Genomic DNA, 25,924 nt, shown 5'->3' with positions numbered 1-25,924 from the left:
AATTCCTTATTTACAGATGGTCACTATATTACGAATTTCTGATCTTTACTATTTGACTCACCTCATAGAGTGGATGCTGTTCCTATAATCTGCGTTCGCTGTCTCTATTTTTGATTTTTATTATCCCTTAGCGTGTCGCTATTAAAAAATGGAGGCAAGCATGTCGTGGATAAGAAAGAGCGCATTGTGGTGCGCATTCGTCGGGGCGTTAGTAATGGCCTTGGCTATTTGGGGAACGTGGCAAGGCGTTCATTACACCAGTACCACCGAATTTTGTTTATCGTGTCACTCGATGCGCACGGCTGGAGAGGAATATAAAACCAGCGTGCATTTTCGCAACGCGTCTGGCGTGCGGACTGAGTGTAAGGATTGTCATATTCCACCGGGCGTTGTTCCAACGCTTATTCGTAAAACTGAAGCCTTAAACGATCTCTATCACACCTTTATTTCTCCTTCTATCGACACTCCGGAAAAGTTTGCTGCCAAACGCTCGGAGCTGGCCCAACGGGAGTGGGCGCGCATGAGCGCGAATAATTCAGCGGCGTGTAAATCCTGCCATAGCTATGAGGCAATGGATCATGGCAAGCAATCGGCAAATGCGGCGGCGCAAATGAGCGCGGCGGCAGCAAAAGACAGTAACTGTATCGATTGCCACAAAGGAATAGCCCATCACAAACCCGATATGAGCAGCGGTTTTCGCGATCGCTTTAAGCAGCTACAGCGTCAGGGAGATACGCCAACGGATGCGTCCACACTGTTCTCATTAAGCGAAAAATCATTGGCGGCAACGGCAGAAAGTCCGGCAGGGAAGGCGCTGTTATTTCCCGCCACCGAGGCCAAGGTGCTGAAAAAAGAAGGCAGTAACGTCCAGCTCGAAATTACGGGCTGGCGTGAAAGCAAAGGGCGTGGACGGGTGATCACCCAGTATATGGGGAAACGCGTTTTCTCCGCCGTGCTCGATGAGCCCCTGATGGCGAACGTAAAAGTGCTACAAACCCAGGTCGATCCTGATTCACATCAGGAATGGCAGCAGGTGAGCGTCACCGCCTGGACCACCGATCAGGACTTTATCAGCACACTTGCGCCAATCTGGGAGTACTCAGATCAAATGCTGCAATCCACCTGTAGCGCCTGTCATAGCACTCCTCCTACGACCCGATATACCGCTAATGGCTGGATCGCTGGATTGAAAGCCATGTCGACCTATTACCGGCTTAATCCGGTGGAGGAACGTACGTTGTTGAAATACCTCCAGACCCACGCCAGCGATGTGTCTGACACCAACAAAAAGTAAGGATAATGTATGGATATTCATGACTTTAATCCGTCCCGCCGCCGTTTTCTCAGCGGTATGTTGGCGGTGGGTGCTGCCAGCGCACTGGCGCCTAATCCGCTGATATCAAAAGTGTGGGCGGCGGGGGAAAATCCCGAACAGTGGATTCAATCAGGTTCGCACTATGGCGCTTTTGAAGCCAAAGTGGTCAACGGTGAGTGGACCGAAACCCGTCCGTTCAAACATGACAAATATCCCTGCGATATGCTGAACGCGGTGCGTGAAGTGGTCTACAACCCGTCGCGGGTGCGCTACCCGATGGTGCGTCTGGACTGGCTGCTTAAACGTGAGAAGTCGGATCGCAGCCAGCGCGGAGATAACCGTTTTGTACGGGTCAGTTGGGATCAGGCGCTGGATTTGTTTTACGAAGAGCTGGAGCGGGTGCAAAAAACCTATGGTTCATCAGGCGTATTTACCGGGCTTGCTGACTGGCAAATGGTAGGCAAATACCATAAAGCGGGCGGGGCGATGGACCGGGGACTTGGCCTGCATGGTAGCTATGTGACAACTGTCGGCGACTATTCTGCGGCAGCGGCCCAGGTCATTTTACCGCATGTGATTGGTTCACTGGAAGTTTATGAGCAGCAGACGTCACTCCCGCTGGTGATTCAAAACAGCAATACCATCGTGTTGTGGGGTTGCGATCCGATCAAGAACTTGCAGATCGAGTTTTTGGTTCCCGATCACGATGCGTTTGGCTACTGGCAGCAGATTAAAGAGGCGGTAGCGCAGAATAAGATGCGCGTTATCAGCGTTGATCCAGTGCGTAGCAAATCTCAAAACTATCTTGGCTGCGAGCAATTGGCGTTGCGGCCACAAACCGATGTCGCGTTAATGCTGGCACTGGCGCATACCCTGTACGAAGAAAAACTGTACGACACGGCGTTTATTACCGATTACACCGTCGGCTTTGAACAGTTTTTACCGTACCTTCTGGGCGAGAGTGATAAACAGCCGAAAAATGCCGAATGGGCGGCAGAAATCTGCGGGCTGACAGCAGAGCAGATCCGAGACTTCGCCCGCCTGTTGGTGAAAGGCCGGACACAGTTTATGGCCGGTTGGTGCGTACAACGCATGCACCACGGTGAGCAGTATCCGTGGATGCTGGTGGTACTGGCCAGTATGGTCGGTCAAATTGGTTTGCCCGGCGGCGGGGTCGGATTTGGCTGGCACTATAACGGCGGTGGAACGGTAACATCGACCGGGCCAGTGCTCTCCGGGCTGGGGAGTATTACTAATCCCCCGCAGGCGAAGTACAAAGCGGATTTTCGCGGCGCATCGGAGCATATCCCCACTTCGCGTATCGTTGACTGCCTGCTTGCGCCAGGTAACAAGATTGCCTTCAACGGTGAGACGTTAACGTATCCTGACATCAAAATGGCGATCTACAGTGCGGCCAATCCATTCCACGCCCAGCAGGACAGGAACCGTATGATTGAGGCATGGAAGAAGCTGGAAACCGTGGTGGTGTTAGAGCACCAATGGACCGCGTCGTGCCGTTTTGCCGATATCGTTCTGCCTGTGACTACCCGTTTTGAACGTAACGATATTGAGCAGTTTGGCACGCATTCGAATAAAGGGCTGATGGCGCTGCATCAGATTGTTAAACCGCAATACGAAGCGCGGCATGATTTTGACATCTTTGCCGGGCTGTGTAAGCGATTTGATAAGGAAGCGGTCTACCGTGAAAACCGGAATGAAATTCAGTGGATACAGGCGCTTTATGACGAAGGTGTGAAGATGGGGGCGTCGCTCGGTGTTACCTTACCGGACTTTACAACGTTCTGGCAGGGTGACGGATATATTGAATATCCGCCGGGTCAGCCGTGGGTACGTCACGGTGAGTTTCGTGAGCAGCCAGACCTGAATCCGCTGGGAACGCCGTCAGGTCTTATTGAAATCTACAGCAAAACCATCGCGGGCTTTGCCTATGAGGATTGTCCGGGGCATCCGGTGTGGATGGAACCCTTTGAGCGTACCCATAGCGGCAAAAAAGATAAATACCCGCTACATCTGCAATCCTGCCATCCGGATAAACGTCTGCATTCCCAGTTGTGCTCAAGCGAGGCGTTTCGCAACACGTATGCCGTTGCCGGAAGAGAGCCGCTTTATATCAGCGCGCAGGATGCCACCACCCGTGGTCTGAAAGCAGGCGATATTGCTCGTGTCTTCAACGACCGTGGCCAGGTGCTGGCTGGCGTGGTAATCAGTCCGGATTTTACTCCTGGCGTAATCCGCATTCATGAAGGGGCCTGGTATTCCCCGCAGGAAGGGGGAAAAGCCGGGACGTTATGCACCTATGGCGACCCGAACGTGCTGAGTGCGGATATCGGTACTTCACAGCTGGCCCAGGGGCCTTCAGCACATACCGTGCTGGTGGAGGTCGAGCGTTATCAGCAGAAAGCCCCGCAGGTGACGGCTTTCGGTGGTCCGCAGATTGTGAAAGAGGAGGGGACCAGTGCAGCATAATCAAATTCATCAGCAGCGGGCGGCTGTGTACCGGTGGTTTTCGCAACTGTTATTTCGTGAGCTGGATGAAAAACAGCTCGCCAGTCTGGAAAATGGCAATAGCCAGGCATGGATTGCCTCACTGGAGGCGATCCCCGGATTATCTGCCAATGTTAAACGTTTTGAGCGTAGCCTGGGCCGGGTTCTGCGGCGTGACTCCCGACAGCTGGAGCTGGCCGCAGATTTTGCCTCGTTGTTTCTGCTGGCCCCGCCGGCTAGTGTTTCTCCCTATGCGGGGCACTATCCACACACGACAGCGGCAGAAGAACGTCGGCAAATGAATGTGCTGCTGGTTGAGCAAGGGCTGGCGGCGCGGGAGAATGAACCCTCCGATCATATTGCCGTACAGTTGGCATTAATGGCGAGGATGGTTGCTAAAGAGGAGAAATTCTCCGCGCAGTATTACTTTTTGCATCATCATATTCTGTGCTGGGCACCGTTATTTCGCGACGCATGTCTGGTGCGGGATAACGAGGGGTTTTATCCTCAGGCGGTTAATCTGATAGTGCGTTTTATGCAAGAGGATGAACAGTATCTGGAGTCGCTGCTGATGGATGATTTTTATTTCAGCAGTCAGGGCTGAAAATGACAAAGGGACAGCCTGCGCTGTAATGCCAGTCAGTAAAGCATTATGGAGAATATTTGATTGCGGCATAGGGTTCCGTTCACCTCAGTGGAGTCATTTCTCTGAAACGCCGTTACCCGTGAACGTGCAAGGGAGGCTCACCGCCGCCTCCCTTGCATCCCAGGCTCCCGGCGGGAAAATCGTCGCTGCGCGAGTTATTCGTCTTATGCCGTCTGCCTGTCGGGTCGGTGCCGAGCCTGCATCCTTGCAGGCCGTCCCCTCTGCCCGCATCCCTGCGGGCAGCCCCGGTCAGCCGTCAACGCCTCATCGATTTTCAGCCGGACCGGGGTCATCGCTTTAACGCTCTGGCTTCCAGTTAAATCTGTTTTGCTGTTTAAACAAAAAACGCAGGTGGTCAGGTGTGGGCTGGTCCGGCTGAAAATTGCCGACGTGTTTCCGTAAGGCCGGGAGAACCCGCATGGATGCGGGTTCAGGGCGCGTTTTGCAGGGACGCTACCTCGCGCCCGGCCCGGTAGCCTGGAGGAATAAGCGGAGGGAACCACGAAGTGGCAATTTTCCCGCCGGGAGCCGGGATTGTTAAGGGTACGGCGATAGTACCCTTAACACGTTCACAGGCAGTATGGTTTCAGAGAAGTGATACCACTAAAGTGAACGGAACATTTTGCCAGAGATAACATGCCATTATCTTTGGTTCACCTGTAACGACAGGAGATTAATCTGCACGGCCCATATAGCGACGTTCTTCGATATGAATACGGATTTTTTCACCCGCACTAAGATACTCAGGAACCTGGATCACCAGACCGGTGCTCAGGGTTGCTGGCTTGTTGCGCGCACTCGCTGAAGCACCTTTAATACCCGGTGAGGTTTCAACGATTTCCAGGTCTACGGTCTGCGGCAGTTCAAGCGCCAGCAGTTGGCCGTCCCAGGTCAGTACCTGCATATCCGGCATACCGCCTTCCGGCATGAACAGCAGCTCTTCTTCAATCTGGTCTTTGGTGAAGGTATACGGGGTATAGTCTTCTTTATCCATAAAGATGTATTCGTTGCCATCGACGTAGGAGAAATCAACCCCGCGGCGGCTCAGGGTGACGGTATCCACGATATCGTCGCCTTTGAAGCGTTCTTCAACTTTCAGACCGGTACGCACATCAGAAAAACGCATTTTGTACAGAGTAGCTGCACCACGTGCGGATGGTGATTGAATATCGATATCTTTTACAATCAGCAGCTTGCCGTTGTAGTTTAGTACCATACCTTTTTTAATTTCGTTCGCTCTTGGCATCGAAAAAATCCTGTAGTGAGGAGTGTCTAAAATATCGCGTAAAACTACTCGCGCCGGGGCATTCAGGCAAGCGGAATTCATGCTTTTGCTGGTGCCAAAAAGGTGGTACTGTGCGCTTCCCGCACAATCCGATGGTTTACGATAAAGAGAGTACTGTATGGAATGCCGTCCGGATTGTGGTGCATGCTGCACCGCGCCTTCAATCTCCAGTCCCATCCCTGGCATGCCTGATGGCAAGCCCAACAGTCAATTATTCACAGTATAAAAACGGCTTAACTAAGAAGATATGACTTTCTTGCTAAGTGTTTCAATTGCGTGTGAAAAACAATCACCATACCCAATTTTAGACAGCTGTAATAACTCATTTAGTCCAGAATGACTTGTGAACGAAAGATTTTCATATAGACATATAGGAATTTCTGTATTGTCTTTAAATCGTCTGTCAGGACCACCCGATTTGTTAACATATTTCCATGTCCTGCCAACGACTAAGGCATCTCCGGGCACACTTTCGCTTTCAATGAACTGACTATTACCAACGTTAATGAATAGTTGGTCATAACTAACAGCACCGACACCGTCACGGTCAAAAACGAGTACTCTATCTGGAAAGAAATGTAATGTTTGACGACCTACTTTGATGGCAATCGTCTCAATATTTGTTTTAACGAAGGGAGGCTTTGATTTGCTGATAGAGGTTGTTTTTCTACGTAGCAAGTTACTTGCTCCGGCATGATATTTAGGGTCATAAACAGCTCCAGAAGCTTCTACATGCCATACCTTTGAGCAGCTTGCAAGCATAGCCCCACTATCATGAAGTTGCTGGTAACATGCCATCATTTCGTCATCAAAGTCATAAAAAAGAACAGTGGTCTTTCTTAGCTGATCGTACATGTAAGCAAAAACGGAAACAGCTCCCCCTGCGATAAATCCTATTGCCAGGCACCACTCAGGCCATGCCTGTGAAAAACCGTAAAGTACAATTGCAATCGAAAGGAAAATAGCGAAGGGCCATATTTGTAACTTCTTACGTTTGTTATTCAACTCTTCAAGCAGTTCTCGGGAACTGGAATCAACGATTTCCGAGATATGAGATGACTCGATTTCCTCAAGAGGTGCATGCGTATTGTCATGTTCTACAGGGGATTCATCAGGTAAACGTTGAACCTTCTTACCGTCCTGTGGGATCATACTTGGTGAAAGCGAAGCACGATAATAGACCCCGCCAGCACCGATGTGGATGTAATTTCCTCTTGGGCCAGTACCAAACCTCAGTCCTTTTATACCAATAGATGCACCGACTCCTGATTTGGATAGGTTGAATCTCATCGGTCCAACGCGAATGCTCTTCTTAACATAAAAGCCCATAGTAACTCCATGTAATAAGTTGCATGAAAATGCATCTGAGCAAGATTTTACACTGAAAAAATGAAGAGGTTAAGAAAAGCATATGGGGGTATTTATGCTTCTATTCCCATATTTTCAATACATTGAAAATGAATAGTCACATTACTTTAAAATTTGGATATATACGGCAGACTATCAGCCAGTAAGACATTCTGTTACTGTCAATGACCAATGGACGATGAGCAAGGAATCAGTAATGAAATGTCGTACCGATTGTGGGGCTTGTTGTACTGCCCCATCGATTTCAAGCCCAATCCCAGGAATGTCGCAGGGTAAGCCTGCTAATGTAAGATGTGTTCAGTTATCTGAAGATAACCTGTGTAGCATCTTTGGGTCGCCCCTACGCCCAAAAATATGCAGTAGTCTTAAACCATCAATAGAAATGTGTGCTACGAACCGCGATGAGGCTATGATTTACCTTATACAGTTGGAAGAGGCAACAGCACCTTCGGATGAGAACGGCGTCCACCTATAATTTTATGTGACATTGTTTTGTTTTTTTAACCTCTCATTTTCTTTGCGCAAAGTTTGAACTTCCTCTAATAAGGAGGCGTCGGAAGCTGCAGTTAGCGACGATTTTTTAATCTTCGATGGCCCGCGTCTTTTCGTGACAAGTTTATATTCAGAATCAAAACGCAGGTTAACGTAACTATGCTTCGAATCGGGTTTGGTGACCTTGTAGGTCGTTTCATAAACCGAGCATCTTTTTGTTGAGCTTATGAACATAGACTCGCCACAGAAAACCATTTCAGGTGCTGACAGGTATGCTACGTTGCCTTCACAGACGAAAAGGTAGCACAACGCTAATTGGCGATTTTTTAATATAGTTATGCTCAGGCGAGCAACGCCTATGTGTTTGTGCTGAGGAAGACGTTGTTTAATCTTTCTTACTCGATCTACTTCGCTTTTATCGAGTCCCCGTCTTTGGGCTATGGTTGAGAAAGAACGCTCAAAATCGAGATGTAAATCAACTTCTTTATTGTCAACTCGGTTCAGTTTTACGTTGGAATCGCGAAGAAAATAAGATTCGCTTTCTGTTCTTTTGGGAAAGATTGTAAAGTACAATTTCATGGTTACATCCACTTGGATTTGTTGTTGATGCCATTATTTATCGTCTTTCACGGACAATCAAAATTTGTATGTCCCATAAGTCGTGACATATAAAGACATGTATTTATAACGTGTTGATATATATGGTTTTTTATTTGCGTTAAAACCCTTGAATGAGACATGCAAAGGACATCTATTGTTGTATGTTATTGTTTTTTAGTATTTTAATTTTGCGTTATTATATATAGCAACTTCGGCTGCGCCTCGTTGAAATCATACCCAAGCAATAATTCTGAAAGAACTCGAGCGAAGCGAGTTCAGACGTGAGCGTAGCGAACGGATGACAGGGATCACCTGATCAGATCTTTTAATAACATAATATAACTACTACGAGTCGCGTAGCGACGAAGTATCACGCAGTGAGCGAAGCGAACAAGTGATGGTCTTACTGTTAACATTCAAAAATGCTGTGTGTCACTTCGGCTTCGCCTCGTGATACTTCGTCGCTACGCGACTCGTGGGTAATAATTAGGTCGGTAGATTTGGTATGGTAAAAGATAGTGATCTGAATATACGTTAATTGTGTTTGTTTAAAGATGTAATGTTCTTCGTTCGTGATTCATAACCCTTCCTGGTCTTACACACCGGTTTTCCTGTATCGTTTCATTGCTGTGCTCCCCAGTTTCAAAGAGGATACAGTCTTCGACTGGATAAACCTTTTCGCTTTAACGAATACATACGCAACCTGTTCAAACGATTACGTGCCCGCCTGGAGCCTGGAAACAACGGTTTATCAGAACCTATCATCGACTTTGCTTACGGTTGGGTATGTGAACAGGAAAAGGCTTCACAGCCTCATTACCACTGTTGGATTGCGCTTCCACATCGACTGGTAAGATGGTTTGGAACGCCAGAAAGAGGGATTGCAGGTGTTATTACTGAGATCTGGATCAAACTGACTGGTGGTGAAGCAACGCTGGTAACTTGTCTAAAGCCACTAAAGCTTATCCCGATCACTACGTCATTCATCGAGATACTCCTGAATCACTTGATGACCCGGTATTCTGGCTTTCTTACCTGGCAAAAGAATGCGGGAAGTCGCAAACAGGGAAGGGAACGCGTTTGTATTCAACATCAAAATTGAGTAGTGAAGCACTGAATTCGTAAATATCGCACAGGAAGCCCGTAGAGCGGTTTTCTTTGCAAGATATTATTCGCATTGCCAATTTTATGAAAATCGCTTACAGCCTATCTCAGAGCGTTTTAGGGCATGATTAATACCTGATTAACTTTATGCTTCGGTTATGTGCTTGATGACTGAACGATAATTGCTTTGCCTATAGAATCATACATTACACTTCAAAATTCCGAGCGAAGCGAGGGACACGAACGTAGTGAGTGTTAGCAACTAAACTATAGAACTACATAATTATATTATTATATTTTATATATAGAGAAAAATGTAGTTTTGGGATTGGTTTTTAACCAGTTGTAAACTATCTATCTTCGCTTCGCTTGACGGAACTCGCTTTGCTCGTGATTCGCGATATCACTTCAACATTTGAAGCGAAGGATACGAACGTAGTGAGTGTGTTATGTATTCACAACCCGCAGAATGTTTTGTTCAATGATCACTGTACGGTCAGAACCGAATAATAAAATGTATTAGCTCAGATTCGCACCGTTGGTAACAAATCACTTGCAGGCCCGATATTTTGGTTATCCTATCTGGCAAAAGAAAAAAGTGAGTTTCAGACAGGAAAAGGTTCACGGACCTATTCAACATCAAAGCTGAGTAACAGAATCCTGCTTAGGAAGCCCGTAGAGCGTTTTTCTCCTACAGATAGTAGAACCCTTACCCGTGCAATAAAAAACGCTGAGAATCGTGTTTAGAGCTTCTGGTAACGCATGCTGAGTATGATTATTGATTAATTTTTAATTGTAGCGTACTCATCTAAATTTGGAAACCAATAAAAATTATGCTGATCGATAACGTGCATGGAGTATGTGCTAATAAAGCCCCGCAGGTCTGCTATTGGTCAGAAGCGAATAAAAGATCTGAACTCCTATTGAAAACCAATACATTTACACACACATTGTATATGGATAACTACCCCATCTAACTCAAGGAGAAACAGAATGGCATGGTACATTGATAGTGAGCACGTCATGAAAAATGAAAGAAAAGAAGGAAATCCAAAATATGAGAAGATCTGGAAACCAGGAGAAAACCCTGACTGGGCAGGTATCTATCGCTGCCAAGCATGCGGTTACGAGGATTTAATTAATCGGCAATGTACCAAACTTCCACCATGCAGCAATTGTGAGAAAAAAAGTCACAAAAACAATACCTGGAAGCTGCTGGTAAGAGCAGTTGATGCAAAATAGGAATGAAAATTAGAAGGTGTGTAGAAGTATACACCTTCTTGGCATCAGTCGATCTTAGCTATGTCGGTCGGAATTGCTATATAACTCTGACCACCAGTGCGGAGAGACGTGAAAATATTAACAGAATGGTCGCAATGTGGCGACCATATATTCTATATCTATATATTATCCGGTAGTTCACGAATGGCTTTACGTATATTCGTCTCAGCGTCATCTAACTCATTTAAAGCTCGTGATATATCTGAGCGACCTTCTTCTACTTTAGAACGAGCACGTCGTAATGTTGACATAGCATCATCGATAGCGCTTAATGCTCGCTTTAATCTTCTTTTAGTATCCAACCTTTAAATCCTCTTATAAGTTTTACACTCGTTAGAAAAATACAACATTAGGCGATTCAATATTGAGCACGTAAAATGATTTCACCACAAGCACAGAAGGGCTGCTGCACAGGAGATCCGCTTTTCGCTCAAAGTGGACGGCAAGATTCGATTGCATTCTGTCTGCGGAAACTGTTAGCTCGAGTCCGAGCTAATGCAAATATAATTAGCTTGCTAACTCTTTCTTGATTCGGTAGTACGTTGCGCGACTTATATCAGCCGCTTTCATAATGTGGGTTGGTTTAACGTTCTGCGCCAGCATTTCTCGAACCGTCTCACGGGCTTCCATATCTTTTTCTTTCCCCGTATACAAACCTGCCTGTTTTGCTTTTGCGATCCCTTGTGCCTGGCGTTTACGCCGGGTTTCATAATCTTGTCGTGCCATTGTCGCGAGGATATCGATCAGCATGGTATTGACTGCTCGCAGAATGCCGCTGGTCAGGTCATTACCGGACATTTCAACCATCTGCCAGCTTGTTGGCAAATCCATTGATACAATAACCAGTCCTTTACTGTTCAGCGTGGCTTTGAGTTCAGCCCATTCTTCATGTTGAAGACGACTGAGACGATCAATCGCTTCAATAAGAAGCAGATCGCCGGGTTGTGCTTCTGCAAGGAGATTCATTAGTTCCACACGCTCCAGCTTCGCACCGCTGGCATTCTCAATGTATTCTCCGGCAACCTGCCAGTTTTTGCTTCGTGCAAATTCACGCAGACTAACCAAAGCACGATCGGCATGTTGGCCTTCAGTAGATGCACGGCAGTAGATACGGACATTCATTATGGATTCTCTTTTAAATATTAAATCGATACCCATATGATACGGCGCGTGCTTTTGTTGTCAATAGAGTCAAATTTAACCCTATTGATACTATGTATCATGGTCTTTATCAGGTATACATAAAAGAGATATTGTACTGAATGTTCTCAGATCTTGCTCGGGGTATACGATGTAGTCAGTTCCTGTAACTGAACCACTCAGTTTGCATTTCAGTAGGTCTTTATCAATTACAGCGAGCCACTACTGGGGACCTGAATAGTCTAGCATCTACATAACCAGTTTTTATCATCTGCCATAATAACCTGTAAAATAATTTTAGTTTGCCGAATACGTATACACTGAACGTCAGCGTATAGTTGTGGTAACTGTCAATTTTTTCATATTCTGTTAAGAATAAATTAATGTTTAAAAATTATGATAAATGAATGTCATCGCAAACATGGCACGTCCTTTACAGGAATAAATCTCACCAATTATTATATTTTCACCACAGAACCTGTTCGGGAAGGATAGTCTGTTTAGTATTAACTGTTGATGCTGTTATAAGGAGTTTCAGGTGCAGGTAAACAAACTTACGGATGATATTGATATTAGTTCTCATGAGCGTTTCCTCGCTGCCCGTAAAAGCACATGGGTTAGTGTGCTTGTTAATTGTTTTCTGACATCCGGGCAAGTGATTACTGGTGTATTTTCCGGATCTCAGGGGCTTATCGCGGATGGTATCCATTCTCTGTCTGATTTAGTTTCAGACTTTGTGGTGCTTATTGCTAATCATAAAAGTAAAAAAAATCCCGATGATGACCATCACTACGGACATCATCGTTATGAAAATGGTGCATCATTAATTCTGGGGACAATTTTATTCATTGTTGGCATCGGGATGTTATGGTCAGCAGCAAATAAAATGCAACAGCCAGATGATATTCCTCAGGTACATATTGTTGCTCTGTGGGTAGCCTTAGCTGCACTGGTTATCAAAGAGCTTCTTTTTCGCTATATGCTGGCAGTAGCAACCCGAGTAAAATCCACTATGCTGGTTGCAAATGCCTGGCATGCCCGCTCTGATGCTGCCTCATCTTTGGTGGTGGCTATTGGTATTATTGGTAGTTTATCAGGTTTTAAATTGCTTGATCCGGTAGCTGCACTGGTTGTGGGACTTATTGTGACCAGAATGGGATATTCATTTATGTCAGATTCGCTTCATGACTTGATGGACAGGGCCGTAGATATTGAAACTGAAAATAGTATAAAAACAACATTACTATCCACTCCTGGGGTCGAAGGCATCCATGACCTCAAGACCAGAAAAATGGGGGACCTTGTTGTTGTTGATGTTCATCTGGAAATTGATGGTGATTTATCAGTGAAAGTAGGGCATGACATTGCTGTTTTGGCCAGAAAATCAGTTTTAGATAATCATCATGTATTAAATGTTATGACACATGTTGACCCTTATTTTAAGGAGGGAAGTGACCTTGATTACGGAAGTGTAAATAATCATAAACAATAATTTTAATGCTTATTTTCTTCGGGGAAATTGGCAAGTGATTATTTTCATTGTTCAATGTTACATCTTCGGGTTGTGATGTTTTTTAAATGATAGTAAACAATATGGAGTTATTATGAGAAAAATTATGCATACTGTTATAATAGGAACAGCCCTTCTTTTATCTACCAGTGTAATGGCTGGTTCTGACGGTGTTGAACATGCCATGAAGATGATGAATAAAAGCTACCGCGCAGCACTTAAGGAGGAGGATGTTACATCTTTCAGGAAAGATATGCAGGATCTGAAATCAACAGCAGAGTCCATCTTGAATGGCCCGGTAGAGGGGTATGACAGGGAAACGTATGTTGCAGGTATGTCACTTCTGATTGATGAGGTAACTGCTGTTGAAAGTACCGCTGAAAAGGAAGGTCTTGACGCTGGGAAAATTGCAGCACAGAAACTGGGCAGTATGATGAGAAAATACCATAATAAACTTGGCGTTGACTGAACCGGGAACTATCAGGAGAAAGTAGATATGCTGGAAAGATATCCCGGAACTGCCATGATATACCTGCTTGTATTAAAATGGATAGTTATGCCCTGGTGAAGAAATTCTAATACGTTATCTTATCTGCTCAGTACATATAAAAATGTTGGGGTCGCAAACATGCTTACCGATGCTACATATTGCCTCAACATAAGCTAAGTCCTATTGATGTTGCACGGGGCAGATATACCCGCTTCGTGCTTCACGGAAGCATACTGATGATCTCTTGGCTGGAAAAACACTTCTTCATGGTAATGTCTTCATATTACAGATGTGATGTACTATAGGTTTAGATACCATTTTCTGATTAAAGAGTATTGTTTAGTTCCGATAAGTTAAGGTTTCGTTAATAAAAAGCATGTTGATTTGGTCAACCACCCCTAACAAAGTGGCTAAATTATGAATGAAAATTTACGTAATGCTCTCCCTCACAAAGACACACCATTTCTACGTGTGCTTCATATCATCGTAGCTGTATTGATTTTATTGCAGATTGTTAGTTCAAATCTTACCGAAAGCGATGCTCTCAGTGACTATACTCTCACAGGGTTCGTTACATGGTTCCATGTTATCATTGGATTATCACTGATTGTTCTTGGGTTAATCATGCTTGCATGGATGCTGACACAACGAGGATTTCATTACTATTTTGCTTGGCTGACCCTTGATTTTCGAGGTGTGGTTGAAGATATCAAAATGCTGATGTCATTCCGTCTCCCTGAAGCTCATGCTGGTGGGATTGCTGCCTTGATCCAGGGGCTTGGTGTACTTGCGCTATTGGGCGTTGCATCATGTGGTGGTTTCTGGTTTGCACTCAATACAATTCCTGGAATGTCGCCAGTGCTGACAGAAAGTGTCCTGAATTTGCATAAGTTTCTGACTGTATTTATTGAAACCTATTTCTGGGCGCATGGTTCGATGGGGTTGCTGCATATATTTCTCACCATCCGTAGCCAAAGGAAAAATTCCGTTACGGAATAGTGTGATAGATTGATGATTAATAAAGTGTGCTGTAATGGCTGGATAAAATTGACTACAATAGTTTAATTATCTGTCAAGGCATTCTTATATGTCCGTGATTCCGATTAGTGTGCGTAGTTGAAGGAAAGCAAAGATATGCATCTTGAACGACACAGCATCGAAAAAGTGGGATGGCTTAGGGCGGCTGTACTGGGGGCAAATGACGGAATTGTTTCGACAGCAAGCCTTGTCCTTGGTGTTGCGTCAGCAAACACCAGTTCTTCGGGAGTTTTACTTGCTGGTGTTGCCGGACTGGTTTCTGGTGCTATGTCGATGGCAACGGGAGAATATGTTTCAGTCTCATCTCAGGCTGATACCGAAAACGCTGCACTTGCTCAGGAAAAAAGGGAGTTGGAAACCGATTATGAAGGTGAAATGCAGGAACTGACTTCACTTTATATACAACGTGGACTGGATCCTGTGCTTGCCTATAAGGTTGCAGAGCAGCTCATGGCAAGAGATGCTCTGGATGCTCATGCCCGTGAAGAACTTGGGCTGACGGATACAAACTCTGCACAGCCCCTTCAGGCTGCTGTTTTTTCTGCTCTGAGTTTTTCTGCTGGTGCTGTGTTACCTTTAATAGTTGCATGGTTATCTCCTCCAAAGCAGGTTTTTTTGTTTATTATCCTTTCCACCCTTTTTTCACTAGTGGTCCTTGGTTATATATCCTCTGTTGTAGGTAAAGCACCTCCTGTCAGGGCGATCATAAGAATTATGTTCTGGAGTACACTGGCTATGTTTTTGTCGATGGGGATTGGCCATTTCGCAGGGCAGGTCCTGCTTTAATGTTCTGTCGCGATATTTCGAGTCGTATGTCATCAAAAAAAATCGCCAATGTAGCTCCTTACAGGTTTTATTCCGCTTGGTACAGTGTCCATTGATGAAAGATGCAGGGGGCTTGGCCCCTGCATTTGAAGAGTATACATAATGTTACTTATGACAAATCTCCCGATCATAGACTCCACCATTCACAGCCAACATTTGCCTTTTCTTTTTTGAAATCATACCAGTCATGATTTGCGAATTATCTAAAAAAATACCTTCAAATGTACCCGGTCGTGCATTCAATCCGGCAATAATTATTGTATCTCCCACGTTTAACGGTAAGCGTCCAGCGAGAGCCGTCTGGTCATAATCTGCAGCATACGACAAAGTGGTGTCCACCAAATAAGTAGTGGGAACCAAAGTGTCAGATATGCAGAAAAATATGACTCCCGGCAGGCGTAAGGGCTGCCCTAATTATTCTCCTGAGTTTAAAAAGCAGCTCGTAGCTGCCTCCTGTGAACCCGGGATATCCATCTCAAAACTGGCGCTTGAAAATGGCATTAACGCCAATCTGTTGTTCAAATGGCGCCAACAATGGCGTGAGGGAAAGCTGCTGTTACCTTCCTCAGAGAGTCCTCAGCTACTCCCTGTGACTCTCGATGCCACCTCCGTACAGCCAGAACTAACCGCTGAGGGCCCGGAGGCTCTCAGTATCAGCTGTGAAGTAACGTTCCGGCACGGGACGCTCCGCCTTAATGGTACGGTCAGCGAAAAGCTCCTGACTCTGCTGATACAGGAACTGAAGTGATGATCCCGTTACCTTCCGGGACCAAGATCTGGCTGGTTGCCGGTATCACCGACATGCGCAACGGCTTCAACGGGCTGGCTGCAAAAGTGCAGACGGCGCTGAAAGATGATCCGATGTCCGGCCACGTCTTCATCTTCCGGGGCCGCAGTGGCAGTCAGGTCAAACTGCTGTGGTCTACCGGAGACGGGCTGTGCCTGCTGACCAAACGGCTGGAGCGCGGGCGCTTCGCCTGGCCGTCAGCCCGCGATGGCAAAGTGTTCCTGACACCGGCGCAGCTGGCAATGTTGTTGGAAGGCATCGACTGGCGACAGCCGAAGCGGTTGCTGACCTCCCTGACCATGCTGTAGGCCTCTTTATCCTGGTTGTTGCAGAATAAGCCTGGTAAAATGCGGGCTTATGAACGACACCTCTTCTGACGACATCCTTCTGCTGAAACAGCGCCTGGCTGAACAGGAAGCGTTGATCCACGCCCTGCAGGAAAAGCTGAGCAACCGGGAGCGCGAAATAGACAAGCTGCAGGCGCAGCTGGATAAACTTCGCCGGATGAACTTCGGCAGTCGTTCCGAAAAGGTCTCCCGCCGCATCGCACAGATGGAAGCCGACCTGAACCGGCTGCAGAAAGAAAGCGATGCTCTGACCGGTCGGGTGGATGACCCGACAGTGCAGCGTCCGTTGCGTCAGACCCGCACCCGCAAACCGTTCCCCGCATCACTCTCCCGTGACGAAAAACGGCTGCTGCCGGCAGAGGCATGCTGCCCGGACTGCGGCGGTGCGTTGAGTTACCTGGGCGAAGATGCCGCCGAACAGCTGGAGCTGATGCGCAGCGCCTTCAGGGTTATCCGGACCGTGCGGGAAAAACACGCCTGCACAAAATGCGACGCCATCGTGCAGGCCCCCGCGCCTTCACGCCCCATCGAGCGGGGTATCGCCGGGCCGGGGCTGCTGGCGCGCGTGCTGAGTTCAAAGTATGCAGAGCATACCCCGCTGTATCGTCAGTCAGAAATATACGGTCGCCAGGGTGTGGACCTGAGCCGTTCACTGCTGTCGGGCTGGGTGGATGCATGCTGCCGGCTGCTGTCACCGCTGGAAGAGGCGCTTCAGGACTATGTCCTGACCGATGGCAAACTCCATGCCGATGATACCCCGGTGCAGGTGCTGTTGCCGGGTAATAAGAAGACGAAGACCGGGCGGTTGTGGACATACGTTCGCGACGACCGCAACGCCGGGTCAGCGCTGGCACCGGCCGTGTGGTTCGCCTATAGCCCGGACAGAAAAGGCATCCACCCGCAGACCCATCTTGCCGGCTTCAGCGGTGTGCTGCAGGCGGATGCATACGCCGGGTTCAACGAGCTTTACCGCAATGGCCGGATAATGGAAGCCGCCTGCTGGGCTCACGCCCGCCGAAAAATCCACGATGTGCATGTCCGAACGCCATCGGCGCTGACGGATGAAGCCCTGAAGCGTATCGGCGAGTTGTATATCATCGAGGCGGAAATAAGGGGAATACCGGCAGAACAGCGCCTTGCCGAACGTCAGCAGAAAACGAAGCCACTGCTGAAATCACTGGAAAGCTGGCTGCGTGAAAAGATGAAAACCCTGTCGCGACACTCAGAACTGGCGAAAGCGTTCGCATACGCCCTGAACCAGTGGCCGGCCCTGACGTACTATGCAGACGATGGCTGGGCGGAAGCAGATAACAACATCGCTGAAAATGCTCTGCGGACGGTCAGCCTGGGTCGAAAAAACTGGCTGTTCTTCGGTTCGGATCACGGAGGTGAGCGCGGCGCGTTGCTGTACAGCCTGATCGGGACGTGCAAACTGAACGGTGTGGAGCCAGAAAGCTACCTCCGCTATGTCCTTGACGTCATTGCTGACTGGCCGATAAACCGGGTCAGCGAACTGCTCCCCTGCCGCGTAGCATTGCCAACTGAATAACACCTCCCCGTCAATACGGTTCTCGCTGCACGCTTACGTTTAACGCTGCTACCTTATCGTTATCATAATCTGTATTTTCAAAAATAAACTTTAGTCCTTCATTCGAACCAGAAATATCCAATGTAACTAATGGTTTTTTACTGAATGTAACAGTACTGATGCTTTCTATTTTACCAGTAACCATCAATCGGCATTTTTTGAAATCGTTCGTTGCCCGGAACTCATGTTCTTTAAATCGCGCATAAACCTCTTCAGTCGTATACAGTCTCGGAAGGATATCAATCACAGAAGGTCTGGGGGATTTTGTTGCTTGTTGTAAAGACACTGCATCCGCATTTGATGTGGGGATTATTTCAGGGGTTTTAGCCTGGCATGGTGTGATTGCTGTCCCATTCAACATAAAAAATCCGAAGGAGATAGCAGCCGTTATGACTGATTTTTTAATATAACGTTCATAAGATGATTTCATTTCGTTCTTCCATGACTTCTATTTTAGTAACATGTTCGCCATTACAGTATATTTTTACGTTGTCTGGTGGGGACTTCACGGCGCTACGGATTTCATTCATGATGTCTTTCGATAAAATATCGCAGCCTTCCATATACATAACCCTACGGGTATCGGCAGCTGATATGTCAGTGAAATTGCTATTGATCCATGAATCAGGTATTTCGATTCCATATATCAGTTTCATATATTCAACGATGAACGCATCTGTCAGGTTAAATCGTCCAACCATGTATTTCCCGCTGTAGATATGACCTGAAGGCGAAGTTATCCAGTTGTTTTTTAAAACCAAAGTTAGTGCATTATTTTTCATTTTCAGACTCCAGTTCACGAATGCGATTGTTTGTCATGTCGATAAGACATGTCTGTTCGTTATTGCAGTCGGATTTTTTCTTTATCCATTCTCTTTGAGAAGGGAGTAAGCGTTTTCGTGTTTCAGGGCTAAGTTTTTTCCAGACGGAATTAAGTTTCTCATCGCTTGCTTCATAACTGTGTGCATTGACATTTGAGGTTACTGCATTGTTTTTTGTGGAGCCGTTACTGTTATTATAGAAAATGGGTGCGCGTACTCCCTGAGCGTAGTCTTTAGCTGCTTTCTCCCACACTTCTTGACCATTGACGGTCAGTATTTTTCCGAACTCTGTAGTGTTGAAACTGTAACTGCGGATCTCACCATCGAAATCCATCTTCACGTTGACGGTGGTTGACTTCGCAATGCCAGTCAAGAAATCCCCAGCTTCTGAACCAAGTGAACAGACCAATTCTTTCGTATCGTCGTTATTCTTTGGGCGTAGTCCGTGCATCGTGAAACTGCCGTTATCAGTTGTAGCAGTGATATCTACCAGCGGCACGATCGATGATGATTGCTTTGTTATCGCGAAGCATATTCCCTTCAGATTTACATCCCTGTCCATCCCGAGAAACATCAGGGCTTTTTGGTCGCTGCTGGCGACACCCGCTGATTTTGCCTCTGGTAAGAAATATACGGTACTGGATGCGGCGGTTATACTCGAAATGAAAATAACGCTTAATGCCATGATATTTAACGTTTTTGAAAGAGTTGTCATTCTGGATACCTTCTTCCTATTGCACTCCATCTGGGGCAGATCACCATCCCGTGAGTCTTGCTTGTGAGAAACACTACTCGAAGAATCATGATCTTACATTGATCTATAAAATCTATCAATAATGCAAAATTGATCTATAAAAACGATCGATTGGGGTGTAAAGAGTTCAGAGATTGCTTTGATGTAACAGAAAAGGAGATAGGGCTATTGGGGGCGTTGGTTTACTTCCCCTTGACAGGTATGCAAGGGGAGGGGGATTTACTTTGAAAGTGTTTCTAAGTCTTCCAGCGAGTTAATCTCGTATTTAATACCGTTGACAGTTGCATACGATTTACTTGTAGTACTATCTACTTTGATAGCCAATTCATTGCCTTCGTCTCGGTTTACACCATCCTCTAGCCTGGTTATAAACGTCGGGTTTAGAATGCTGACTTCATGTTTGTCCTTAATATGCTGTGCAAATTTTTCAGGTGAAATCAGTTCATCAATGAAGGAGTGCAACACAAGTCCTTGCATTTTTAGTAAGTCATGATCATTTACTGTCTGTGCTTCTACATACGAAACACCAGGAGATCGGTTTCGATTGAACTTAATCACTATTCTCTGTTTTGTCTCGTCGGCGAAGGTTACTTCAAAATGACCATGCCGCCCATCAATGTCATAGCAATCAATACGTTTGATAGCTTGCTTTACCTTCAGCCTAATTCGCTTACGGTCAGGGTTCTTAGTATCATGAACATCGAAATTTCGGAATTGATCCCAGCCTGTAGTTTGAATTTCTGAGCGGCTGATTTTGTACTGTTGAAATTCTCGCTCAAGCGTTATTTTTTTCTGTTTATTGGCATTAATCTGATCTGCCAATTCTTCGAGGTCATCTGTCAAAGTTGCCAGCTTTAGCAGCTTTTTAACAGCTTCTGATGCCTTTTCAATCTCAGATTCGTACCAGGCTGTTTTATCTTCTTGGTGGTTGTTCCAGACGTGATCAGCGATTAGTTGCAAAACAGTGTGCTCAAGCTGGTATGACGTAAACCCTTTTTTACCGCAAGGTTTACCCTGAACGATTTTTGAACCACATATATATCGGTACTTGTTTTCACTTGAACCAGATTTGAACATGAAAGATCCACATTTACCGCAAAAAAGAATACCGATACCTGAGAGTAGCGGAATTTCAGGTTCAGGATTACCTTCTGGATATGTTGATGAACTACGAGTGACAGCGCGATGTCGATCTAACTTCGAAAGTGTCAAGTAGTCTACTTCCGACATAAGTGCTGGATAGTAATCAGGAATAATGAATGTTTCTTTCAACGGTTCATCTGATTCGGAATCGTATATGATGGCACCTGATTCATCGCGTTTATCCAACGTGAAGATTTTTTGTCCGTGAACAGTGGGATTTAAAAAGGTTCTGATCAAATGTTTGCCCCATTGCTCCGTTTTGGGTGTCAGCGCTTGACCTGTCTTGTCTTTATAAACCCTCTTTTTAGGGGCAGGGTAGTGTTCGTTAAGATATCGTTGGATACCAAGAAGAGTTTCACCGTTTTGTTTTAGTTCGATAATCTTCTGCGCTGCGGCAAAATAAATGGAGTGTGGGGTAACGTATCCTGATTTTGTGTCTACCCACCAGACATTCTGACCTACTGATTCTATGGCTTTTGCTGGTGTTCCTGGTTCTCTTGTCAGGTTGTGTCGTATCAGCGAACGAGCCTGGGCTTCAACCCGATTCTTTTTTGTCAACGATTCGTCGTGGGCGCGTGTGAACATCAACAATGAAATGATTAAATCGGTTGGGTTATTCTTCACGTCCGCGTACTTATAGACCTTTTCATCCATGCCAGTAACAACGACTATCCCCTTGCTAAGTATGCTCTTGAATATATCCAAAGCGCTCCAGGCATCATCACGACTAATGCGGTCAAGATTTTCGACTACCAGCCACGAACCAACGGGAACTTTAACCCCAATCTGCTTGATGAACTCCGATAGCTTCCCTTCATGAGCATTTTTTCCTTTGAACGCGGACATGCCGAGATCATGGAAAGCCGTTGTATCAAGTTCGAGATTATAACGGGCCGCAATTTTTAGAGCGGTATCTTGCTGACGCTCTAGAGAGTTACCTTCCCGTTGTTTCACAGATGAAAAACGCACATACGAATACAGCTTGGGTTTCATTGAGTGTGATTACCTTTGGATGGTATTGATTGATCAGATGGACCTGATGCTAACAGCAGGAATGTGAATTTTAAACAGTGAATAATTATACATTAGGCAAACCTGCTAATACGCCATGCGTTCAGCTGGATGAATCCCTGCGTTGCAAAATTTTTGCTTCGCCGCTACGACCAAAAGTGTGCGGCGGTTTACAGCCCAGTGCGGAAATGTGCGGACAGACGACGCACCAGGCCATGGTTTATCTCATCGAGCTTGAAGCGCTGACCGCGCCTTAAGCGTCCTTGATGCGCGCCAGGCACACAACGGTGGCGACGATCATCACCAGCGCAAACCAGAACACCGCGTGATAGTTCCAGATTTCAGCGGCAATCCCCGCCAGCGATCCGGCAATAATCCAGCCCACGCGAATGGTATTCGTATACAGGGTCGTTGCTGAGCCTGCCTGTCCTGGCATCAGATCCTGGAAATAGAGCATGCCAATTCCGCCGAGGATGCCGATGTAAATCGCGTTCAGCAGCTGTAAGCCAAGTAATATCGCCGGAGAGTGAGCCAGCAGCATACCGGCATAAAAGAAGAACCCGGCGACGACAGCAATTCTCATCAACAGACGTTTGCCCAGACGCTTTGCAAAATAGCCAGCAATCAACATGGTCGGGATTTCCAGTCCGGCTGCGGTACCCATCATGATGCCAGCCAGTTTTTCCGGCAGATGCAGTTCGTTGATGATAAACAGCGGCATATTAATGATATAGAGACTATTAGTGCCCCACATTAATGTGCAGATAACAAACAGCAGCAGCGTGTCGCGTCGATTGCGGCGTGGGGCCTCAACTGCGCCTGTTGCGAGCGGCACGTTTTTACTCATCGAGGGTAAAAATAACCAGACCATTACGCCGCAGACAACAAACGCCACCGCTGCGCTGAGATACATCACCGTAAAGCTGAACCCCATGGCGAGCGCGTAGGCCAGCGGTGGGCCAATTACCCAGGCCAGCGAAACCTGCGCACGTAATATTGAGCTGAACATGACAGCTTCCCGACCTGTGCGATCGGCGTGTTCACGGGCGAGAGCGAACATTTGCGGGTTGGCAGTCGATCCAAAGCTGCTGAGGAATACCCCGATAAACAGCAGAATAAAATAGTTACGGTTCCAGGCGAACAGCACGCAGGCCAGCATCCCCAGCACGCAGCAAAACACAATCAGGTTTTTGCGATCGCCTTTTTTATCCGAGCGCCCGGCCAGAAACTGACTCACCAAAATGCCGATCACGGCGCTGCCGGTAAAAAAGAACCCGACCATGCCGGGACGGGCATGGACTTCATCTGTCAGAAAAAGGCTAAGCGTTGGCGTCTGCAACGCACCGGCGATACCCGTCAGAAATGCGACAAGCAGGAACGCCGAAGACGTTAAATCAAACGCCTTGGGTGTGGCGGCTACGGGGGTGTTATGCATGTTTTGATATCAATGATGTGAAGAGACGCGGAGTTTACGCCGCTTGTCAGAAAATAAACAGGGAGCCAAATCAAAATCGGCATCAAAAATCAAAATAGCATTTCAGTCAAAGAACGCTGTTTGCTGACGTTGCTGAATCTGACAAGCTGACGCCGTTTTTCCGTCAGCAGTTTTTTCTCCCTCGCAGAGAAAATGTGCGTTATCTCTAAATTCAGCAAGTAATTTGTCAACTTTACTTGTGTGCTGAAGAAAAAAGAGCAAGACTTCTTGAAACGTTTCAGCGTCATCTCGCCATAACTGATGGAGTCAGGTGACGCCTTTTTTCTCATGTTAGCTGAATCGTTTCAAATCAGCGGGAGAGGAGAACCATGTTCCAGTTATCTGTTCAGGATATTCACCCGGGCGAACAGGCCGGGAATAAAGAAGAGGCTATTCGCCAGGTTGCCGCTGCCTTAGTGCAGGCGGGTAACGTCGCGGAAGGCTACGTCGATGGCATGCTGGCGCGCGAACAACAGACGTCCACGTTCCTCGGCAACGGTATCGCGATTCCTCACGGTACGACGGACACGCGCGATCAGGTGCTGAAAACCGGTGTGCAGGTTTTTCAGTTTCCGCAGGGCGTGACCTGGGGCGAAGGGCAGGTTGCTTATGTGGCAATCGGCATCGCCGCAAGCTCTGATGAACACCTCGGTTTACTGCGTCAGCTGACACACGTGCTGAGCGATGACTCTGTCGCTGAACAGCTGAAATCTGCGACCACGGCGGAAGAACTGCGTGCGCTGCTGATGGGCGAAAAGCAAAGCGAACAGCTGAAGCTTGATAACGAAACGCTGTCGCTGGATGTCGTGGCCAACTCGCTGGTGACGCTGCAGGCACTCAACGCGGCACGACTGAAAGAAGTCGGTGCAGTTGACGCCACCTTTGTGACCAGAGCAATCAATGAGCAGCCGATGAATCTCGGTCAGGGGATCTGGCTGAATGACTGTGCTGAAGGCAACGTTCGTAGCGCTGTTGCGGTCAGCCGTGCAGCAACAACGTTCGATGTACAAGGTGAAGCGGCAGCCCTGCTGGTGACCGTCGCCATGAATGACGATCAACCGGTTGCCGTGCTGAAGCGCCTTGGCGATCTGCTGCTGAATAATAAAGCTGACCGTTTGTTGAAAGCCGATGCGGCAACGGTGCTGGCGCTGCTGACCAGCGATGACGCCTTAACTGATGATGTACTGAGCGCCGAATTTATTGTGCGCAATGAGCATGGGTTACATGCCCGCCCGGGCACCATGCTGGTGAATACGATTAAACAATTTAACAGTGAAATTACCGTGACAAATCTTGATGGAACCGGCAAACCGGCGAATGGACGCAGTCTGATGAAAGTTGTGGCATTAGGTGTGAAAAAAGGACATCACCTGCGCTTTACCGCACAGGGCGAAGATGCTGAACAGGCGCTGAAGGCGATTGGAGAAGCCATCGCGGCAGGTCTGGGGGAGGGCGCGTAATGAGCAGACGTGTTGCGACTATCACCCTTAACCCGGCTTACGACCTGGTGGGCTTTTGCCCGGAAATTGAACGCGGTGAAGTGAACCTGGTTAAAACCACCGGTCTGCACGCGGCAGGGAAAGGAATTAACGTCGCTAAGGTTTTGAAGGATTTAGGTATCGATGTCACTGTAGGCGGCTTCCTGGGTAAAGACAACCAGGATGGTTTTCAGCAGTTGTTCAGCGAACTGGGTATTGCCAACCGTTTTCAGGTTGTCCAAGGGCGTACCCGTATCAACGTCAAACTGACCGAAAAAGACGGTGAAGTTTCTGACTTTAATTTCTCCGGCTTTGAAGTCACCCCGGCTGACTGGGAACGCTTTGTGAATGACTCGCTGAGCTGGCTGGGCCAGTTCGACATGGTGTGCGTCAGCGGCAGTTTGCCGACCGGCGTGAGCCCGGAAGCCTTCACCGATTGGATGACGCGCCTGCGCAGTCAGTGTCCTTGCATTATCTTTGATAGTAGTCGTGAAGCGTTGGTGGCGGGTTTGAAAGCGGCACCGTGGCTGGTGAAACCAAACCGTCGTGAGCTGGAAATCTGGGCAGGCCGCAAACTGCCGGAAATGAAAGATGTGATTGATGCGGCGCATGCGCTGCGCGAGCAGGGTATTGCTCACGTGGTGATTTCACTCGGCGCGGAAGGTGCGCTGTGGGTTAACGCTTCAGGTGAGTGGATTGCTAAACCGCCGTCAGTTGAGGTGGTCAGCACCGTCGGCGCGGGTGATTCAATGGTTGGCGGTCTGATTTACGGCCTGCTGATGCGTGAGTCCAGTGAACATACCCTGCGTCTGGCGACGGCTGTTGCCGCCCTGGCAGTAAGCCAAAGCAATGTAGGCATTACCGATCGTCCTCAGTTGGCCGCAATGATGGCGCGTGTCGACTTAAAACCGTTTAACTGACA

The 25,924-nt window shown here is 47.2% G+C and carries 22 protein-coding genes and 2 pseudogenes; 15 read left to right on the top strand and 9 right to left on the bottom strand.

The genetic code is table 11. The features are described 5' to 3' along the window. The first annotated feature begins 160 nt into the window (after positions 1-160). The 3 genes from torC to torD are packed head-to-tail and all read left to right on the top strand — an operon-like array spanning position 161 to position 4,424. The gene (gene torC / locus WN16_RS19445) at positions 161-1,294 is read left to right on the top strand and encodes a pentaheme c-type cytochrome TorC (RefSeq protein WP_044701130.1); all 1,134 of its coding nucleotides are present in this window, start codon (positions 161-163) and stop codon (positions 1,292-1,294) included. A gap of 9 nt (positions 1,295-1,303) precedes the next feature. Beyond that, positions 1,304-3,802, top strand: a complete 2,499-nt coding sequence (gene torA, locus WN16_RS19440; RefSeq protein ID WP_044701127.1) for a trimethylamine-N-oxide reductase TorA — start codon at positions 1,304-1,306, stop codon at positions 3,800-3,802. Beyond that, entirely contained in the window at positions 3,792-4,424 is a 633-nt protein-coding gene (gene torD, locus WN16_RS19435) for a molecular chaperone TorD (protein ID WP_044701126.1), read from the top strand. The genes torA and torD overlap by 11 nt, the downstream gene beginning before the upstream one ends. A 715-nt stretch (positions 4,425-5,139) precedes the next feature. On the opposite strand, the gene yeiP is transcribed toward torD, so the two are convergent. Next, a complete protein-coding gene (yeiP, locus tag WN16_RS19425) occupies positions 5,140-5,712 on the bottom strand; it encodes an elongation factor P-like protein YeiP (protein WP_003027452.1) in 573 nt (190 codons plus the stop codon). Between the two features lie 157 nt (positions 5,713-5,869). Between yeiP and WN16_RS19420 the strand changes: the two are divergent. Further along, positions 5,870-5,953: pseudogene (locus WN16_RS19420) on the top strand (YkgJ family cysteine cluster protein); the annotation flags it as partial. 35 nt (positions 5,954-5,988) lie between these two features. On the opposite strand, the gene WN16_RS19415 reads toward WN16_RS19420, so the two are convergent. After that, on the bottom strand, positions 5,989-7,080 hold the full coding sequence (locus WN16_RS19415; protein ID WP_044701122.1) for a DUF4236 domain-containing protein: 1,092 nt from the start codon (positions 7,078-7,080) through the stop codon (positions 5,989-5,991). A 235-nt stretch (positions 7,081-7,315) separates the two neighbouring features. On the opposite strand from WN16_RS19415, the gene WN16_RS19410 reads away from it, so the two are divergent. After that, positions 7,316-7,594 (top strand): YkgJ family cysteine cluster protein, encoded by a 279-nt coding sequence (locus WN16_RS19410; RefSeq protein WP_071681929.1) that lies wholly within the window; start codon positions 7,316-7,318, stop codon positions 7,592-7,594. Between the two features lie 2 nt (positions 7,595-7,596). Here WN16_RS19410 and WN16_RS19405 read toward each other — a convergent pair whose 3' ends face one another. Further along, a complete protein-coding gene (locus WN16_RS19405; protein ID WP_032936639.1) occupies positions 7,597-8,190 on the bottom strand; it encodes a hypothetical protein in 594 nt (197 codons plus the stop codon). 2,118 nt (positions 8,191-10,308) lie between these two features. Here WN16_RS19405 and WN16_RS19395 point away from each other — a divergent pair. Then, a complete protein-coding gene (locus tag WN16_RS19395; RefSeq protein WP_032936641.1) occupies positions 10,309-10,557 on the top strand; it encodes a hypothetical protein in 249 nt (82 codons plus the stop codon). Between the two features lie 546 nt (positions 10,558-11,103). Here the strand turns inward: WN16_RS19395 and WN16_RS19385 are convergent. Next, entirely contained in the window at positions 11,104-11,718 is a 615-nt protein-coding gene (locus WN16_RS19385; RefSeq protein WP_032936643.1) for a recombinase family protein, read from the bottom strand. A 556-nt stretch (positions 11,719-12,274) separates the two neighbouring features. Here WN16_RS19385 and WN16_RS19380 point away from each other — a divergent pair. The 6 genes from WN16_RS19380 to WN16_RS19345 all read left to right on the top strand — a co-directional run bounded on the left by WN16_RS19380 (position 12,275) and on the right by WN16_RS19345 (position 18,282). Then, a complete protein-coding gene (locus WN16_RS19380; protein WP_032936644.1) occupies positions 12,275-13,228 on the top strand; it encodes a cation diffusion facilitator family transporter in 954 nt (317 codons plus the stop codon). Positions 13,229-13,340: 112 nt separating this feature from the next. Beyond that, positions 13,341-13,715 (top strand): cytochrome b562, encoded by a 375-nt coding sequence (locus WN16_RS19375; protein WP_032936646.1) that lies wholly within the window; start codon positions 13,341-13,343, stop codon positions 13,713-13,715. 438 nt (positions 13,716-14,153) lie between these two features. Further along, positions 14,154-14,735 (top strand): cytochrome b/b6 domain-containing protein, encoded by a 582-nt coding sequence (locus tag WN16_RS19370; protein WP_032936647.1) that lies wholly within the window; start codon positions 14,154-14,156, stop codon positions 14,733-14,735. A 135-nt stretch (positions 14,736-14,870) separates the two neighbouring features. Next, positions 14,871-15,560: a VIT family protein gene (locus WN16_RS19365; RefSeq protein WP_032936649.1), complete on the top strand. Its 690-nt coding sequence runs from the start codon at positions 14,871-14,873 to the stop codon at positions 15,558-15,560. A gap of 786 nt (positions 15,561-16,346) precedes the next feature. Continuing rightward, positions 16,347-16,694: an IS66 family insertion sequence element accessory protein TnpB gene (tnpB, locus tag WN16_RS19350; RefSeq protein WP_042922210.1), complete on the top strand. Its 348-nt coding sequence runs from the start codon at positions 16,347-16,349 to the stop codon at positions 16,692-16,694. 49 nt (positions 16,695-16,743) lie between these two features. Then, positions 16,744-18,282 (top strand): IS66 family transposase, encoded by a 1,539-nt coding sequence (locus WN16_RS19345; protein WP_042922208.1) that lies wholly within the window; start codon positions 16,744-16,746, stop codon positions 18,280-18,282. Between the two features lie 10 nt (positions 18,283-18,292). On the opposite strand, the gene WN16_RS24450 is transcribed toward WN16_RS19345, so the two are convergent. The 4 genes from WN16_RS24450 to WN16_RS19320 form a co-directional block, all read right to left on the bottom strand. After that, positions 18,293-18,751, bottom strand: a complete 459-nt coding sequence (locus tag WN16_RS24450; protein ID WP_181013187.1) for a hypothetical protein — start codon at positions 18,749-18,751, stop codon at positions 18,293-18,295. Next, on the bottom strand, positions 18,735-19,103 hold the full coding sequence (locus WN16_RS19335) for a hypothetical protein (protein ID WP_032936652.1): 369 nt from the start codon (positions 19,101-19,103) through the stop codon (positions 18,735-18,737). The genes WN16_RS24450 and WN16_RS19335 overlap by 17 nt, the downstream gene beginning before the upstream one ends. Next, the gene (locus WN16_RS19330; RefSeq protein WP_170864037.1) at positions 19,093-19,857 is read right to left on the bottom strand and encodes a lysozyme inhibitor LprI family protein; all 765 of its coding nucleotides are present in this window, start codon (positions 19,855-19,857) and stop codon (positions 19,093-19,095) included. The genes WN16_RS19335 and WN16_RS19330 overlap by 11 nt, the downstream gene beginning before the upstream one ends. A 258-nt stretch (positions 19,858-20,115) precedes the next feature. Beyond that, the gene (locus WN16_RS19320) at positions 20,116-22,032 is read right to left on the bottom strand and encodes a recombinase family protein (protein ID WP_032936654.1); all 1,917 of its coding nucleotides are present in this window, start codon (positions 22,030-22,032) and stop codon (positions 20,116-20,118) included. Positions 22,033-22,127: 95 nt separating this feature from the next. On the opposite strand from WN16_RS19320, the pseudogene WN16_RS19315 reads away from it, so the two are divergent. Next, positions 22,128-22,307, top strand: a pseudogene (locus tag WN16_RS19315) (YkgJ family cysteine cluster protein); the annotation flags it as partial. Here WN16_RS19315 and setB read toward each other — a convergent pair. Continuing rightward, positions 22,304-23,485 (bottom strand): sugar efflux transporter SetB, encoded by a 1,182-nt coding sequence (gene setB, locus WN16_RS19310; protein WP_003027450.1) that lies wholly within the window; start codon positions 23,483-23,485, stop codon positions 22,304-22,306. The pseudogene WN16_RS19315 and the gene setB sit on opposite strands and share 4 nt — an antisense overlap. Positions 23,486-23,853: 368 nt before the next feature. On the opposite strand from setB, the gene fruB reads away from it, so the two are divergent. Together fruB and fruK are read left to right on the top strand one after the other, a co-directional pair. Next, positions 23,854-24,984 carry a fused PTS fructose transporter subunit IIA/HPr protein gene (gene fruB / locus WN16_RS19305; RefSeq protein ID WP_003845166.1) on the top strand — a complete coding sequence of 377 codons (1,131 nt, stop codon included), beginning with the start codon at positions 23,854-23,856 and terminating at the stop codon, positions 24,982-24,984. After that, the gene (fruK, locus tag WN16_RS19300; RefSeq protein ID WP_003027446.1) at positions 24,984-25,922 is read left to right on the top strand and encodes a 1-phosphofructokinase; all 939 of its coding nucleotides are present in this window, start codon (positions 24,984-24,986) and stop codon (positions 25,920-25,922) included. Before fruB ends, fruK begins: the two co-directional genes overlap by 1 nt. The last annotated feature ends 2 nt before the right edge of the window (positions 25,923-25,924 follow it).

The sequence above is a fragment of the Citrobacter sp. ABFQG genome (assembly GCF_004322975.1).
Classification (GTDB): Bacteria; Pseudomonadota; Gammaproteobacteria; order Enterobacterales; family Enterobacteriaceae; genus Citrobacter; species Citrobacter freundii.
Note: the sequence above shows the minus strand (reverse complement) of the source record. Positions and strands in the feature narration are given on the sequence as shown.